Origin of the sequence: Mycolicibacterium wolinskyi str. Jessa 2025 (genome assembly GCF_049241375.1) — a bacterium.
Classification (GTDB): Bacteria; Actinomycetota; Actinomycetes; order Mycobacteriales; family Mycobacteriaceae; genus Mycobacterium; species Mycobacterium wolinskyi.
Map to the genome: position 1 here is coordinate 3,921,363 of NZ_CP185960.1, position 14,853 is coordinate 3,936,215.

The 14,853-nt window shown below is 62.3% G+C and carries 16 protein-coding genes; 7 read left to right on the top strand and 9 right to left on the bottom strand.

The annotated features are described in order from the left end of the window. Window positions 1-126: 126 nt before the first annotated feature. Entirely contained in the window at window positions 127-1,086 is a 960-nt protein-coding gene (locus ACOI2T_RS19295) for an SIR2 family NAD-dependent protein deacylase (protein WP_409504955.1), read from the top strand. Between the two features lie 76 nt (window positions 1,087-1,162). Here the strand turns inward: ACOI2T_RS19295 and ACOI2T_RS19300 are convergent, their stop codons facing one another. The 6 genes from ACOI2T_RS19300 to ACOI2T_RS19325 form a co-directional block, all read right to left on the bottom strand. Beyond that, complete coding sequence (locus tag ACOI2T_RS19300) at window positions 1,163-1,585, bottom strand: hypothetical protein (RefSeq protein ID WP_409504956.1); 423 nt, start codon at window positions 1,583-1,585, stop codon at window positions 1,163-1,165. Window positions 1,586-1,814: 229 nt separating this feature from the next. Then, window positions 1,815-2,495, bottom strand: coding sequence for a hypothetical protein (locus ACOI2T_RS19305; RefSeq protein ID WP_409504957.1), 681 nt, complete (start codon window positions 2,493-2,495; stop codon window positions 1,815-1,817). A 218-nt stretch (window positions 2,496-2,713) separates the two neighbouring features. Next, window positions 2,714-3,580 carry a hypothetical protein gene (locus ACOI2T_RS19310; protein ID WP_409504958.1) on the bottom strand — a complete coding sequence of 289 codons (867 nt, stop codon included), beginning with the start codon at window positions 3,578-3,580 and terminating at the stop codon, window positions 2,714-2,716. A gap of 35 nt (window positions 3,581-3,615) precedes the next feature. Further along, complete coding sequence (locus ACOI2T_RS19315) at window positions 3,616-5,862, bottom strand: TPR repeat domain-containing protein (RefSeq protein ID WP_409504959.1); 2,247 nt, start codon at window positions 5,860-5,862, stop codon at window positions 3,616-3,618. A 3-nt stretch (window positions 5,863-5,865) separates the two neighbouring features. Beyond that, a complete protein-coding gene (locus ACOI2T_RS19320; RefSeq protein ID WP_133060171.1) occupies window positions 5,866-6,180 on the bottom strand; it encodes a WXG100 family type VII secretion target in 315 nt (104 codons plus the stop codon). 191 nt (window positions 6,181-6,371) lie between these two features. Continuing rightward, window positions 6,372-6,641, bottom strand: a complete 270-nt coding sequence (locus ACOI2T_RS19325; protein ID WP_409504960.1) for a helix-turn-helix domain-containing protein — start codon at window positions 6,639-6,641, stop codon at window positions 6,372-6,374. Window positions 6,642-6,846: 205 nt separating this feature from the next. Between ACOI2T_RS19325 and ACOI2T_RS19330 the strand changes: the two genes are divergently transcribed. Both ACOI2T_RS19330 and ACOI2T_RS19335 read left to right on the top strand, forming a co-directional pair. Then, a complete protein-coding gene (locus tag ACOI2T_RS19330; protein ID WP_409504961.1) occupies window positions 6,847-7,251 on the top strand; it encodes a hypothetical protein in 405 nt (134 codons plus the stop codon). A gap of 285 nt (window positions 7,252-7,536) precedes the next feature. Continuing rightward, window positions 7,537-8,052, top strand: coding sequence for a hypothetical protein (locus ACOI2T_RS19335; RefSeq protein ID WP_409504962.1), 516 nt, complete (start codon window positions 7,537-7,539; stop codon window positions 8,050-8,052). Between the two features lie 202 nt (window positions 8,053-8,254). Here ACOI2T_RS19335 and ACOI2T_RS19340 read toward each other — a convergent pair whose 3' ends face one another. Together ACOI2T_RS19340 and ACOI2T_RS19345 are read right to left on the bottom strand one after the other, a co-directional pair. After that, window positions 8,255-8,842 carry a DUF7255 family protein gene (locus ACOI2T_RS19340; protein WP_409504963.1) on the bottom strand — a complete coding sequence of 196 codons (588 nt, stop codon included), beginning with the start codon at window positions 8,840-8,842 and terminating at the stop codon, window positions 8,255-8,257. Window positions 8,843-8,930: 88 nt separating this feature from the next. Beyond that, window positions 8,931-9,092 carry a hypothetical protein gene (locus tag ACOI2T_RS19345; RefSeq protein ID WP_409504964.1) on the bottom strand — a complete coding sequence of 54 codons (162 nt, stop codon included), beginning with the start codon at window positions 9,090-9,092 and terminating at the stop codon, window positions 8,931-8,933. Window positions 9,093-9,504: 412 nt separating this feature from the next. Between ACOI2T_RS19345 and ACOI2T_RS19350 the strand changes: the two genes are divergently transcribed. Beyond that, on the top strand, window positions 9,505-9,885 hold the full coding sequence (locus ACOI2T_RS19350) for a DUF6907 domain-containing protein (RefSeq protein WP_409504965.1): 381 nt from the start codon (window positions 9,505-9,507) through the stop codon (window positions 9,883-9,885). A gap of 15 nt (window positions 9,886-9,900) precedes the next feature. Here the strand turns inward: ACOI2T_RS19350 and ACOI2T_RS19355 are convergent, their stop codons facing one another. Continuing rightward, window positions 9,901-10,545, bottom strand: a complete 645-nt coding sequence (locus tag ACOI2T_RS19355) for a hypothetical protein (RefSeq protein ID WP_409504966.1) — start codon at window positions 10,543-10,545, stop codon at window positions 9,901-9,903. A 314-nt stretch (window positions 10,546-10,859) separates the two neighbouring features. Here ACOI2T_RS19355 and ACOI2T_RS19360 point away from each other — a divergent pair, with 314 nt between their 5' ends. The 3 genes from ACOI2T_RS19360 (at window position 10,860) to ACOI2T_RS19370 (ending at window position 14,462) form a co-directional block, all read left to right on the top strand. Further along, the gene (locus ACOI2T_RS19360) at window positions 10,860-12,608 is read left to right on the top strand and encodes a phospholipase D-like domain-containing protein (protein WP_409504967.1); all 1,749 of its coding nucleotides are present in this window, start codon (window positions 10,860-10,862) and stop codon (window positions 12,606-12,608) included. A 54-nt stretch (window positions 12,609-12,662) separates the two neighbouring features. After that, window positions 12,663-13,145: a carbohydrate kinase family protein gene (locus tag ACOI2T_RS19365; protein WP_409504968.1), complete on the top strand. Its 483-nt coding sequence runs from the start codon at window positions 12,663-12,665 to the stop codon at window positions 13,143-13,145. Window positions 13,146-13,844: 699 nt separating this feature from the next. Continuing rightward, window positions 13,845-14,462, top strand: a complete 618-nt coding sequence (locus ACOI2T_RS19370) for a hypothetical protein (protein WP_409504969.1) — start codon at window positions 13,845-13,847, stop codon at window positions 14,460-14,462. The last annotated feature ends 391 nt before the right edge of the window (window positions 14,463-14,853 follow it).

Consider the following 14,853-nt stretch of genomic DNA (forward strand, 5'->3'; position numbering starts at 1 on the left):
CCTGCGTAAAGCTCGGGCATCTCGTCGACAAAGTGCCTCCTAACCGAGAGGTGAACCACCTGGGTGGTAACCTTCATAGGTCACAATCCGAGACAGACGTTCATTTGTGCGACCACAATCGCAGACGTGACGGACGAATGGTATGACGACCCGGGCAATGCCGGATTGCTGCACCGCCTACGGATGGCAGTAGCGAACGACGGACGATTACTCATCTTCCTGGGTGCGGGACTCTCGTTCGGCGCAGCACGGCAAGGCAGCCGCACTCAGTTCGACTACGGCAGCCACCGCTGGTGGCCGCCCGATTGGCGACATGAGGGCCTCATGCCTCATGACGATGACCGACCAATGCCATCGTGGCCGCTCTTGGTTAGCCGAATGTGCCGCGAGATCCTGAACCACTCCGATTCCTCAGAGCACGACGCACTCCGTAGCTTTTTCATCGAGGAGGGCGCGCTCGACTGTGCACAGCTGTTTCGCCAGACGGTGGGTGACGCCAACTATCGCGAGTTTCTCGGTGCGCAGTTCGATGGCAGGCGTCACCAATCCGTCCAGACAACCCCGAGCCATGCGGCACTCGTTCGGCTAAGGCTGCCCCTGTTGTTCACCACGAACTACGACGAGCTCATTGAGGACGCATACCTAGAGGCTGGTCAACAAATCCGGGTCAGCAGCACCGAGGCAGAGTTCAAGGCTCGACGCACGGAGCGACCCGCCCAGCATCTGGTCAAATTGCACGGGACGATCGATCGCCCAGACACGATCGTCTTGACCCGGAGCGACTATGCCAGGGCACGTGCCGACCGAAAGGAAATGCTCGACTTCCTCCGTGGTGAGATGACGGAGACCGCGTTCTTGTTTGTCGGCTTCAGCCTGAGCGATCCCAATTTCAATCTGCTGCACGACGACATCCGCCTGGTCTACGGGATGAACGTGCCTGCGTCCTACACGGTGCAGGGCCGGCGCAACCCGGTGAAGGAACGCTACTTGCGATCCTTAGACGTCAACACGATATGGATAGACAGCTGGAACCAGCTGCCGGACTTCCTCGCCCGAATCAATCCACAACCGACGGGTGACAAATGACTGCCACCACTAGAGCTGCCGATTGTCGTCACGACGCCCCACCAGCGGAGCCTCGCGAAACCACTCGTCGAGCCGTTTAGCGCGCTGGCTGTTGCTGGTCAAGCAGTGGTGGATTCCGGGGAACATCGGCACGCAGACTGCCCGGGTAGCACGGCGACGAACCGATCAGAAACGGCGTGGCGCCGACCTTGTTCCTCGCTTCCAGATGAAGGACGTAGCCATCGGGGGAATACCCGAAGCGGTTGGGCTTCTCGAAGCCGTCGCGTTCGATGACCTGCCATTCCCATTGCTGCCAGATCTCGCCGGTTCGGGCGATGACTGCGTTGAAATCCATGCCGGGCGGCAGGTTGATATCGCGCCAGTCCTCCACGTGGACGGGCGAATCCGGCCCAGCGGGGTCGTCCTCGCAGTACTTGTCCGTGCGGCCGATGCGGTAGCGCGATCCGTCCAGGCTGCTGCCAGGCGGAAGCACATCGAGCGTCTGCTGCAGGTACCGCAAGACTGTATCTTGTGCTTCCTGCTGGCTGGTCGGGATCTTGGGGTGCGACGACGCCGTTGGCGTGGGTTCCATAGGACCTCCCGGATTCATGGTCGCTCCCGTCGGTTCGGAGGGAGGCGGCGGTGTCGGGTCATCTGGCTGCGGCGAGCACGCAGCAGTCATGACGGCCACAAGCACGAGCACGGGCATATGAAGACCCACCGTCAGATACCCAGCCGAGATCGACTGGCTATAGCAAGTTACTTGGCCAGCCAGGCAGGGCCGGCTCTGCGGATGGCGGAGTGTCGAGTTGGTTGGTGTAGATGTCGTGACGTTGGGCCGCGTCGTGCGGCATCCGATCGAAGCACTCCTGGCTGAATTCGTTATACAAATCGCCTCTTCCCCAACCGCCGGGCGTGGAGTCGGGGGCGTCCTGTGGCCCCCACAACGCATCCGGGCTGGCACCGGTGATGCGCCATGGCCCGAAGACATCATTGGCAGGCGCAGGGTTCGGCCCCTTCTGGGAAAGAGCCACGGGCGCAGGATGTTCCTCGCCCGAGTTCTGGTCACTGAGTTCGACACGCCAGAGTTTCACGCCGAGGCGGTCAGGGTCGGTCGCGCCTTGTGTGACGTTGTTCTCCGTCGGTTTGATAACTGACACGTACGAGTCATCGTTCTGGCCGTCGCGGAAGACGTTGTACAGGCCGTCGCAGACGTATGCACGGTAACCGCCATCGATCGGCGCGAGATCAAGAACATGGAAATACTCGTTTCCATAGTACTTTTGAGCGTCGCCGAGCAGAGGTTCAGTCGCGGGCTGGATGTTCCATATCTCGTACGGCAGATCGGACCCTGGATCGTTCATGGGCTTGCCGGTCGCGGGTACGGCACGATCGAATCCGGGGTAGACATCGTCGGGGCTGCGAGTCATGTCCCCGATACGGTGTGACTCCAGATACGCCCGCAGCGGCACCCCGGGACCCGATGCAAGATCGATGTTTGGCTCTGCGCTCCACCGAAATCGGAAGCCATCCAATGTGTCTGGCCAATCAGCGGATTGCGTAGCGGATCCGTTATGACAGCCCGCTAACGCGGCTACCAACACGACCGCGCACAGCCGCGCAAGGGCCGTTATCCGCAGATCCCGTTTCATACCACGTTGTCCGGCCAGCCGGGCACGGCCGGTTCTGGTGTAGGCGGGGTGTCGAGCCGGCTGGTGTAGATGGCGTGGCGCTGGGCGGCGTCGTGTGGCATGCGGTCGCGGCATTGTTGTTTGAGTTGAGGAAGCGCCGGATCGGCACCAGCATTTGCGTCGGAGCCATCAGTGGCTCCCCATGACGTATTAGGGCTGGCGCCGGTAATGCGCCACGGTCCGAAGACGTCTCCTAGCGGCGCAGGGTTGGGGCCCTTTTGGGGTGTCGCAACCTCATCGGGTGCGTCAGGGGTAGGCGGTGTCTCGGTGAGTTCCACGCGCCAGACTTTGACCGCCCAAGCATCCACATCCGGATCATCCTCAGTCGGCGCGTAGACGGGAACGTACTCGTGAGGCTCAGCGTTCTCGCGGAAGATGTTGTAGAGGCCGTCGCAGACGTAGGCACGGTATCCACCGCCCTCGGTTGACGCGAGGTTGAGGATGTGCAAGTACTCATTGCCAAAAAACCGCGTGGGCTGGCTGTGTACCAACGCGGGCTCGGTCGCCGGCTGAATATCCCACAGCTGGAACGGCAGCCTGGATGAGGACTCATCGATCGCTTTTCCCACCGCGGGAACCGCGCGGCTGAAACCGGGGTACGCGTCATCGACGTTGGAAGTTAGATCGCCAACGCGATGCGACTCCAGGTAGGCGCGCAGTGGCACCGCCGGGCCCGACAGCAGGTCGATGCCGGGTTCTGCGGTCCAGCGGAATCGGAACCCGTCCAGTGTTTGGGGCCAGTTGGCAAACGCCGGTTCGGTCGGTGGCGGTGGGGCACTCTCTCCAGAGCGGCAGGAGCTAAGTGTCAAAGCCATCAGCAACACACCGCAGATCCCCGCCCATCGCGCCGCGGTGTTCCTCACTCGCCGGTATGGCTGTCTGCGCTGGGATGCGCTTGGCCGTAAGCGGTCTGATATTCATTCATGCTTAACGTCACCTTCGGATCGATATCGGTGAAGTATTCGAGAAACGCATTGCGGAAGTCGCCGATCGTCCTATTGTTAAGTTCTTTGAGTTGACCTGTGTCGGGATCGACCAGGTTGTATTCAGAAAATGCACTCACGTTCCCGACGTTGTTCTTGAGCAGTTCGGTTGCTACCGAGTACTGCAGAGCTTCGGACGTGCTGACTGTGATCCCTTTTGCTGGGTCAGGTTTGGGGAGATCCCCGACGAAGAGGTCCTTCATCGGGTCACCCGGCATCTTGCCGATGCTGTCGAGAAGTTCCTTGACGCCGGGTATTTGTCCGCCGAGCTTCTTCGCCATGTCGAACCATTCGCCCCGGCTTTCATGGGCTCGCACTTCTTGGAGGTTGCCGTAGGCAATCGCGTCGTTGTCGGCGATGTTGGCCGCCGTGTCGATCACTCCCCGCATGGTGCCCGCCGAATGCAAGTCGGCCACATCGATGCTTCCGCCATCGATGATGGATTTTTCGAAGTTGTCCTCATACTGGATGCCGTTCAAATACGCCTGGGCGTTGAGAATCCCAGCGGCTTCCTTGTTGGTGTCCATCACCGCAAACAGATCACGGGTTACTGGCATCTCCGGGTTCATCAGGTCATCGAGCGGATCGAAGCCGAGGGTTTTGTCGAGCTTGTTACCGAGCATGTCGTCGATATAGGGAACGTTGGCCTCTGCAAGGCCCTTGGCGAGTTCGGGATTGACCTGCCCCAGCGATTGCCCGTCAGTGCCGTCGATGTTGAGCAGCTTGGGCGCGTTGTCTCCTGCCCAATAGTCGACCGCATGCATGATCTCTCCTGCCCGGGTGGCCTGCGCCACCTGGGTGGGATCCGTCAAATCGGCGGGATTGGCAACCGGCGCAAGGCCGGTCAACAGACCGGAAGCAGCGGCCCCGTCGTCACCCCATTGCCGGGTAAACAGGTTCTCGATCATCTTGTCGTTCGGCGTGTGGCCGTCCGCGCCAAGCAGCGCCTCGTGGAGCGCAATCTGATCGCGTCCGGCCGCCGACAGCATCGCCTGCAACGCAGGATCGACCTGGCCCTTGGCGAACGGCACCAAGTCCTGTGAGGGGAGTTTCGTCGTTTCATTGAGCATGATTTCGGACTGTTTGAGCATGGCCTGATCCAGCGATGAGCCTTGCTGCAGTGCCGGATTGCCTCGTTCCACGATCGAGGCGAGGTCAAGCAACTCGGGCCGCGCCTTCGGGTAGGCACCCAGGGGCGAATTCTCCCACTGCAACGGGTACTTGGTCAGATCGCGCCGCATCGCCTCGGGAAGCGCGTCGAAACTACCCTTTAGCGGCACATATCCCGCATCGCCCGGCTTGAGTGACGCGTCCGCGCCCGCCGCGCTGACGTGCTCGTTGGACACCAGCTGCAACGCATCCTGCAACCGGTCCCCGTCTACGCCAAGGTCATCCATGAGCTGTCGGATTTCCTCGGTGCTCTTGCCGTCAAGCGAACGCGACAACTGATTCAGATACTCCAGCTGACTGGCCGGCAGCACCAGATTGCCGCGCGCCAGGGCATCCAACTGTTCCGGCGTCAGCGTGGTGTTCTCCTCCAGCCGCGCCGATTCTTCAGGAGTCAGCTGTCCGTCCTGCATGGATTGCGCGTCCTCGGCGCCCTGTTCACCTGGAAGCTCTGGATCCCCACCTGTTGCGGCCGTCAGTACCCGCGCCAAATCGCCATCGGTCTCCTCGGCTGCAGCCAGTACCGCCACAATCCGGTTTTCGAGGTCGGCGATCTTGTCCGCGAGTGCGTTGACCTCTTCCTCTTCCCACCCAGTTGTATCCGGCGGCGTCACCGTGTTGGTTGCCATGTCAATCTGAACAGCCGGCGACGCGGCCGCATCATCCAGAATGCTCTTGAGATCATTCTTGACCGTCCGCGCGTCCTCGGCGGCCTTCTGCGCACCCATCGAAACCAGGAAGGCGTCCTTGGCGGACACCTCCAATTTCGTCGCTGACTTTTCAATCGCTTGCTTGGCCGCCTCGCCGGCATCGCCGTCCCACTTCTCGAAAACCTGCAAATTGCGCAAGGTTTCAGCGGTTTGGCCGCTGGTGCGAGCCCGGTGCGCCAGCGCGTCGGACACCTCATCGATCTGTTCAGGATCCCACTGCTGAACATCGGACAACGACACTGTCACGATCTACAGCCCCATAGCCGCGGCAGTGCCCTCGATATCGGTGGCCCCATCGTCATCGGTCGTCACATAACGCGCACCGGCGGACCGGAGATCGGCGGCGTGCCCAATGATGTCGGCGTAGTGGGCGGCCGACTCTTCTTCCCACTTGGTGGCTGCAGCGGCCAAGGCAGCCCCGCTCGCACCAATCCAGCCGGTCTGGGCTGTCCCGATGCGTTCGTTCGCCGAGCCGTGATCAGTCCGCAGACCATCAGCCGCCACGTCAACATGGTCAGAAGCCATACGCAAGGCGTCCACGTCAACCCGCAGATCTTTCGCCATCGAAACCACCCCCGCAATGCAAGACGGCGCACCTGTCAGTTTGCTGGAGCACAATTTACCATTCCCGGCTGGGTGCCGGATTCACGAATTTCCGCCTTCGGGAGAACTCTGTCATCACCACAAGCGACGGTCTCAGCTCTCACGATGCCCGATCGGATGGCACGTTCGACACGATTTGCGACCGCCAGGCCCTAATCCGTAGACGACGACCCTTCCGCCAGCGGCAGCCCGCTGATCAGTTTCCCGGCGTCGATGTCGAGTCCGGCGGCGATCTTGAGGATGGTTTCTAGGCGCAGGCTGCGCTGGCCGCGTTCGATCTTGCCGAGCGCGCTCCAGTGGATGTCGATGCGGTCGGCGGCGGCCTCTTGGCTCAGGCCCAGTTCTTGGCGTCGCTCACGCACCCGTTCGCCGAAGAGACGGGTGGTGTCGCTTTGCGCCTCCTTGGCGCGGTCGGCGGGCATGTCTCAACCCCATACGGCCTATACCAAATAGGCCAGAGCGCACAGCTCTTAGGTTGATTGTACTGCGACGTATTAATCCTGGTCGTTTCAATCCGATATTTATTGCACTAGGACGTATTGACCCTTACGATGGCCTGACCGGCCACCAGGACGGGTTCTAAACCGTTGTTTTTGCCCCCTGACCAGGGGAGAAAGGAGGGTGGCCGTGCAGGCCACGCTTACTTCCGCGCGCCCAAAAACCGGGCGCGCCACCGCCCAGAACGACCGTCAAAGGGCCTGGCGGACCGCCATCGTCCGCGCCGTGACCGTCCTCGGCATCGCCGCCGCCGTGACCACACTCACGCCGATAACCGGCGCCAGTGCCGACGACGACCCGGCCTCGCCGGGTACGCCGATCATCCGCAGCGGTGAGCGGGGGGAAGTGATGAGCGGCGTCGGCGAGGAACGCATCGCCGAGCAGCAGGCCGTCCTGGGCGGCGACGTCTCCAGCGGCGCACCGATTTTCGTCAAGGACGGCAATCCGGCGGAGCTGCCGGTCATCGATGGCGAAGCCGGGGTCATCTGCTCCAAGGGACAAGCGGGCAAGGCCGGGGTCATCACCTGCAGCTAACGGCCCCTGCAGCTAGTATTGACGCCAGGGCCAGTTTGCGAAACCCCTCCTCCCTGGCCCTGCCGCTGATCCGGCGATTGTGGCGGAATCGCCCCAGATCAGCGGTCTCCCCCAGTGATCGGCAGTTCCCGCGCGGCCTCCACCCGCCGGGACTGCCGATCATCTTCGACTGGCCGTGCGATAGCTGATACACGCCGGTCGTGACACATATCGATACACCGAGACTGATCCGGCGAACCGCCACGAGACCGAAACTTGTCGGTCCATGCCGCTACCGTGCGGATCATGTACGGGGAACTCGACTCTTACCAAGACACGCACCAATGGAGCACCATGCAGTGGGGTGGGTACTGGCTGCTGGCGCTGCTCGCGGCCTTTCTGCTGGTGACCGCGATCCGGATCGCCATCCTGGCAGCCGCAGACGTGACCCACGAAGACGATCCGACCGCCAGCCTGGCGCTTGCGGCCGGCTCAACGATCGTCGCCGTGCTGACCGCATGGTGGTCATGGGACCGGCTTACCGCACTCTACGAACATGCCAGCCCGGGCGCGGCAGTTCTCATCTGGATCGCCAGCACCGCCCTGGTCGCACTGGCATTCAGTATCGCGGCCGTCAAACTCGGCCTCCAACCACGCTCGGCCAAAGGCTGGATCGTCTGCCTCGCGCCACTCACTGTGCTCAGCTTCATCGCCCTGTCCACCGAACTGCTGAGCAAGGTCGCGGCCGCGTTAGGCGTCGGCATCGGCATGCTCCTTGTAGTCACGGTCCTCGGTGTCATCGCCCTGCTCTCCGATCGGTGACGGGGCTCTCCACGCCAACCTCCACCTGCAGCCCAGCAGGGCAGTCGTTATCCTCAAAGCTGGGCTACTCTCCAGCCCAATTCCGCCGCCGCCCTGTCGGTTTATTTGCGTTTCCCGCCAGGGCGGCGGCTTCATCGGCGAGGCATCCGAGCACAGCGACGTCTCGGCCACGTCTGCCGACCGCAGGCGGTATCCGCTGGAGCTACACACCGAGCGCGGCACACAGCCGATCGCGGTGGCGGCGATAGGCATCAACCGGATCACCGTCAGCGACTTCAATTCTGATCAGCGGCGGCAGACCCATCGCCGGAGTAGCCAGGTCGCGCAGCGCGTCGTAGTACGCCCGCTGCCGCTGACGACCCCCAGCCCCAAACCCACGCGCCGCCTTAGCCCGAAAATAGCCGTCCGCCGAGCGCCGCCACAGCCCACAGGTGGCCAGGTAATGGCCGACGTCAAAGCCGAGCGGCGTGCCTGCCGGATACAGGGCAAACGTCTGCAGCCGAAACGACGTAAAGTGCTGTGACTCATCAACTTCGATCAGCGTGCCCGTATCGGGATGTTGGAAATCCCCGCGCAGCGGCGTGTCCGGTGCGCTCGCCAGCAGCGCCAGGTCGCCGCCCAGCCCGCAGTACATCCGCTCCAGCGCAGAGACGACCGCCCGGTCGACAGCACCCTCCGGCAGGCCCAGATGCCCACGCCGGTTCAGCCACGGCACTGACTGCGCGACCAACTCGATGCCGTCGCGCCGGGCGAGTTCGGCAATGGCCTGCTGCGTCTCACCGACCCGCACGCGCGCCACCTCCCTAGACCCCAGGCATCGTTCGCGACTTGATTGCATCACGGACGGCGCGGTCTCGCTCGACGGTCGGGCCAGGCCCTTATACGCGGCCAGGCCGGGTGGCAGTCCATCGGCTGGCAGCCATGGCAGCGTTGATCACGAAGGCCACCAAGCTCAGAGCCGCCAACCAGAACAGCCCGTCGGCGTAGCCAACGACGGCCACCATGAGCCAGAACGAGAGAATGAGGATGCGGGTTGCCATTGCTCAAATACCCCCGGGTGGTACTGACCGTATGCGCGCACTTGTCCAGCCACCACGCCGAGGAATCGCAAGCTGCGGCAACGCCAGCAGTATTTGCTAGGTGCAATCCTAGCCGCCCGGAACGAATCCAGCAGGATGAAGCACCACGGCACGCCGCGTGGCCCGCATGGCAGCCACGCGGGCCACAGGTCGCGACGAGTGGCGTACCGATCGACTCTGATCCGCGTGGCCATGTTTCGTTCCGGCTGCATTCGCGAAACCTGCTGCCTAACAACAGGAATCGGCCGTGAATTGCGCCTTCCCAACCGGCCCGCCCTCGGATATCCTCGCCCTCCCGAACCGGCCAGACCCGGCCGGCTGGCAACGCCGGTCTCGCCATCTGCGCAGACCGGATGGACGAGAGGCGGCACCCATGCCCAACGGCGACCACGACAACGAACGTCCCGAATCCTGCCCGGCCTGGTGCGTCGCGGACCACGACCAACTGGACGGCGCCGACAATCGTCGCCACGTCTCGCGGACCGCGCTGGTGCCCGGTATCGCACTGGTGTCACGCCGCCAGGACGGCACTCGTCCATGGATGGATGCCATCGGCGCGAGCGGCGCGGCGATCGAACTGCCGCGCGGCGAGGAGGCGGTGGGCATCACGATCAGCGTCGCCATGCACGGAAGCGACGATTCGCCAATGACCTGGGTCTATATCGGTGATGGAGGACGAAGCGGGTGGGAGATCAGCAGTGAGACGGCATGGTTGGTCATCGACGCCGTGAAGGAACTGCTGAGCGGGCTGTAGGACATGAACCTGCGTTCACGAAGACTCTGGCGATGTCCTTGAACGCCGAAAAACGTCCCCGAAGTCGATCGAGCGGAAACCGCGAAGTGGAGGCAATGAGCGAACGGCCGTGACCACACCACGAACTCTCCTCTTCAACGCGCGCCGGATCGCGCCGCGTTCGACGTCGAAGATGTTCGGGTACTCGCCGGTCGTAAAGTACGTCGCACGACGCTGCGTTATCGCATTCCGATCCCACACCGCAGCAGCGACAAAAACAAATTCAAGCACCACAAACAAGATCGCCGTGATTACCGATTGCCGGACGACAAGCTCCATTTTGTTCGGCACATCGGAGCGAACAATCGCCAGAATCTGCAGGGCAAGCACAGCAAGCACCACCAAGCCTGCGCCCCATATGGCCGCGGACGCCGTGCTGAACGCCGAACGATAAGAGAGCGCGATGACCCGTTCTTGAATCGCGGCCTCAAGGTGCTTTCGGCCGGTTGAGCCCACCGGCAGCCGATCAGCCAAGTCCTGGTCGTCAAGTATCTGTCGCCGTTCACGACGAGTCACGGTCCTATCCCGCACCCACTTGCCGCCGTAGCTCAGCAATGCCGCAACCATGACGCTGACGGACGTGGAAACGATCATGCCGGGGATGCTGGAGAGAAGATTCATGCCCGCAGTGTCCCCGAAGGGTCCGACATCTCCCGGCGCCAGACGTTTTCATTATTACTATTGCACAAGGCACGGTCCGTTTTAACACGCGCCGTCCGGCTGCAGCGTTCACCTGAAATGAGCCCGAACCGGGACAACGAACGCGATCATCGAGATAGCCGGCGACGAATTTCGCTGTTTTCCCACCGTTAACCGAGCTGTTGTGTGATTTCACGCGGCCCATCGCGCCGGTGACTTTATCCTGACCCCAGTCGTAGGGGCGGACAGCACGAGTACGGCGGATTGCGGCACTCGGCGGGGATGGGGGCTCGGTCATGAACGCGACGTCGAGTTTCAACGAGGTTGCCGGTTTCCGGGTCAGGCTCTGGCGCGGCGAGTCGATGTGTCTGCTGGGCTTTGACGTCGATGACCCCGAACCGGATTTTGTCGGGTTCGCCGTCGCGTACCGCGAGCCAGGCGGCACCGAGTTCGCAACACTGCATAATCGGCTGTCGTTCAATCCAGCCGATCCGGTCAACGGCGACCGCACCCATCCCACCACCGAAGCCCCGCTGCAGACCTACCGGTGGGTGCACTTCCCGTGGCAGCCGCGCCCCGGCCTCTACACCTACCGGATCACCAAGATGCACATGCCCAGCGACGACCAGCTCGTCGCCGGACTCCAGATCGAACTGCCGATCGACCTCGGCCCCGTCACCATCGACGGCTTCCTCGATATCGGGTTCGCCCGAAACTTCGCATCATCGCAAGCATTTGAAGACAAGAAGGTCTCGTTGGGACTGGCCAACGAGGACCTGCTGCCCGCCGAGGCCAGCCAAGGACTGGCGTTCGCCGATCGCAAAGCCGAGATCGCCAGCCGAGGCGAAAACATCTATGAATGGCTCGGATTTGAAGCCTCCAAGCTGCTGTTCGAGTTCCTAGACGACGCCATCGCCGATAACGCCGTGACCATCGACGCGATGGCCTACGACCTCAACGAACCCGACATCGTCGGCCGCCTTGAACAACTCGGCTCCCGGCTGCGCATCATCATCGACGATTCGGCCGAACACGGCGAACGCGCCAGCGCCGAAACCAAGGCCGCAGCTCGGCTGCGGCGTAGCGCCGGCACCAAGAACGTCCACCGCGGCCGTTTCAAAAACTTGCAGCACAACAAGGTGTTCATCGCCCATCGCAACGGCCTACCGCACCGAGTCCTCGGCGGCTCGACCAACTTCTCGTTCCGCGGCCTCTACATCCAGGCCAACAACATGTACGTCTTCACCGATACCGCCATCGCCGGCTTGTTCTCTGACATGTTCGCGTTGGCATTCACCGACATGGCCGGCTTCGCCGCCACCGATTTCGCCAAGGTCTGGCACACCGTGCAGCACCCCAACCGGCCCACCGTGCGACTGTGCTTCTCCCCCCATACCCAGCCCGAACTATCCCTGGCACCGGTGGGCGGCGACATCGACCAGGCCACCTCCTCGGTGCTGTACTCGTTCGCCTTCATGAACCAGACCACCTCCGGGGCGGTGCGCCAGGCCCTCGACCGCCTCATGGACAAGCCGCTTTTCAGCTACGGCGTGGTCAACAAGAGCGGCGGGATGGAAATCAAAAAGCCGGGCGGCGAAACCGGCTTGGTGGACTTCGCCTACCTGTCCGAACATGCCCCCGAGCCATTCAAATCAGAATGGTCGGGCGGCAAAGGCATCAACATCCACCACAAATTCGTCGTCATCGATTTCGACAAGCCAACGGCCAAGGTCTACACCGGGTCAAGCAACTTTTCGCCGGCCGGTGAGCGCAACAACGGCGACCACCTGATCGTCATCGAGGATCAACGCGTCGCCATCGCCTACGCCATCGAAGCAATCCGAGTGTTCGACCACCTCAACTTCCGCAACCGCATGCGCGAAGCCGAAGGCCGCCGCCGAAACACCACACCCCGACACCCACTGCTGCTGCAGAAACCGACCGCCATCTCGAACCGGCCCGAGCCCTGGTTTGCCAAGTTCTATGTCCCCGGCAGCCCGCGCGAACGTGATCGAAAGACGTTCTCCCGCAACGACACGAACTAGATTCGACGGCCCGCACCACGCGCTGTCTCGATACATGATTGAAGGGAACCGGCCGTGACGACCTCGGCGAAACTGGGAACGCAGGCCATCGGTGCCGCGGGCGAGTTGTTCATCCAGTACCAGCTACTCAAGCGCGGCATCGACAGCGCTCGGCTCACCACCGACTCTGGCATCGATTTGGTGATGTACGTGCCCGGCGCTCAGGAAGCCGCGACAGTTCAAGTTAAATCAGTGCTCAACCCCGCACCAGCCGGCGGTAGCGGTCATCCAACGCTGGCGTGGATCTTCCCGGACGCATGCAAAGCGCAGTGGCTGGCCGGTGTCGACCTGTCCCGGGACTTGGCATGGCTATTTCCGATTGACGACGCACGACGTCTGGCACAGCAACACGGCCCCGACGGATCGCGCACCTTGTACTGGTATCTGACCGACGTTGCACGTCGCCGGGTAGCAGGCATCGAGGCGGAATACGACCACTACCGGCTCGACTCGGTTGTAGCGGCTCTGCTGAATGGCCAGCCGCAGGAGCTGCCATGAGGTGGGTCCTGCGGAATGACATGGACGTGAACTTCTGGCAGCACATGTCTTGATTCGCGTGGGTTTCTTCCTCTTCTGATCGTTCAGGGGCACACACAGGGCTCATGGGCCGGAGCACGCGAAACCGCTCGCAAGCGGAATCGCGCGACACGCCGACGCGACTCGGCGTCCCAGGAATTTATGCACACCGAACTACACTGATGTAACTCTCAGTAGTCGGTCCGCTGACCTGCATGTATGGATATCTATCCCCCGGTTGAGCGCGGGCAATCTACAGGCTATCCCCAGCGACTCGGTGTCCGAGCCGTTGCAGGTCCGCTATTTCGTCGTTACCAGGACATATGATCCAAGAAGTCCAGACCAAGGTGGCCTGGACCGGAGTCCTTGGTCTGGAACCTTCTTGGCTGCTTGCCAGGGCAGACCTCGACGGTAACACCAGCGCGCGCTGGGGGTAACGGCAACCCGCCGATTGCCCGACCTTGGACTTCGCCATGACGGAACAACCGTGCCGATCAGTGCAAGGAGCACATTCGTGGCGAAGAGCAAGACGCTCAATAGACGACATGCCGCGCCGAATCCGGGTGGCGAATCCGACGTCAAGAAACCGGGTGCCAGCCGGCCCATCGCGCAAGCCGACACGCAGGGTAATGCGAGAGAGCGCACATGTAACGGTCCCGTATCTCCCGAAAGGGTAGGTCGATGACCGAACCACTCGCCACGGAGATCACCCTGGGCGGCTTCGTTGACTTCGCGACAGCCACTGCCAGCGGCCGGATCGCCGCCGTGCAGAACGTCATCGACAACGAGTTCGGCAGCTACGAGCCCGGCCGTGACTTTTACCGACAGATCCGTCTGGCCATCGCTGAAGGCATCGCCAATGCCGACGATGTTCGTCGCGTCCAGCGGGCCGCCGCCGAATGCTCTCCGCGCCGCCGGACGCACTACGAGGCGCTCGAAGCCGGTTGGACCCGCTGGCGTCGAGGCAAGAATTTGGCAGTGTTCTCCTTGCCGCAGCACTGGCAGGCCGAAGGACTCGACGTGCGTGTGTCGCCGCAGTTCACTTGGAAGCAGCGCACCGACACAACTCTAATTTGGCCGTACTTCAAGGAGGCCGAACTTTCCCGCGACGCAGTGCAGGCGGCCGTCCGCATAATGGAGCAGATGTTTCCATCTAGCCATGGCCGCCCGGCCGTTCTTGATATCCGTCGCGGCCGCATCTACTACGCGCAGAAGCGGAGGCGCAACTTCGACGCGTGGCTTTCCGGTGAAGCCGCTGCATTTCTATCCATGCTTAGCTCCATCAGAAACGTTGCCTAGAATCAACCAATCACGACTTATATCAGCGATACGCGGACCACGGCGATCGCATCGTCACCTGCGAAGCCGTGATCATCGCGTGCGAATCCACCGCCAGGACGGCTGGGCGAAGTAGGCCTGCCGCATTTTCGTCTCGGTAACGGGGGCATCGTGTTCTGGCACGCGCCCGCCAGGGCGGCGGCACCGGACCATGACGGACATCATCAACCGCTGTGAATGACACCAACCGACTCCAAGAACGGACTCAGAAACGGGGACTCGCCAAGGTCCGCTGGTTCGGCATGCCAAAGGGCGGCACGCCAGCCGCGATCACCGAAGCCGCTTAGGGAACAGGTTCGATAGCGTGTTCCGTCACTTCACTTCACATACAATCGATACGCTGCGCATTCGA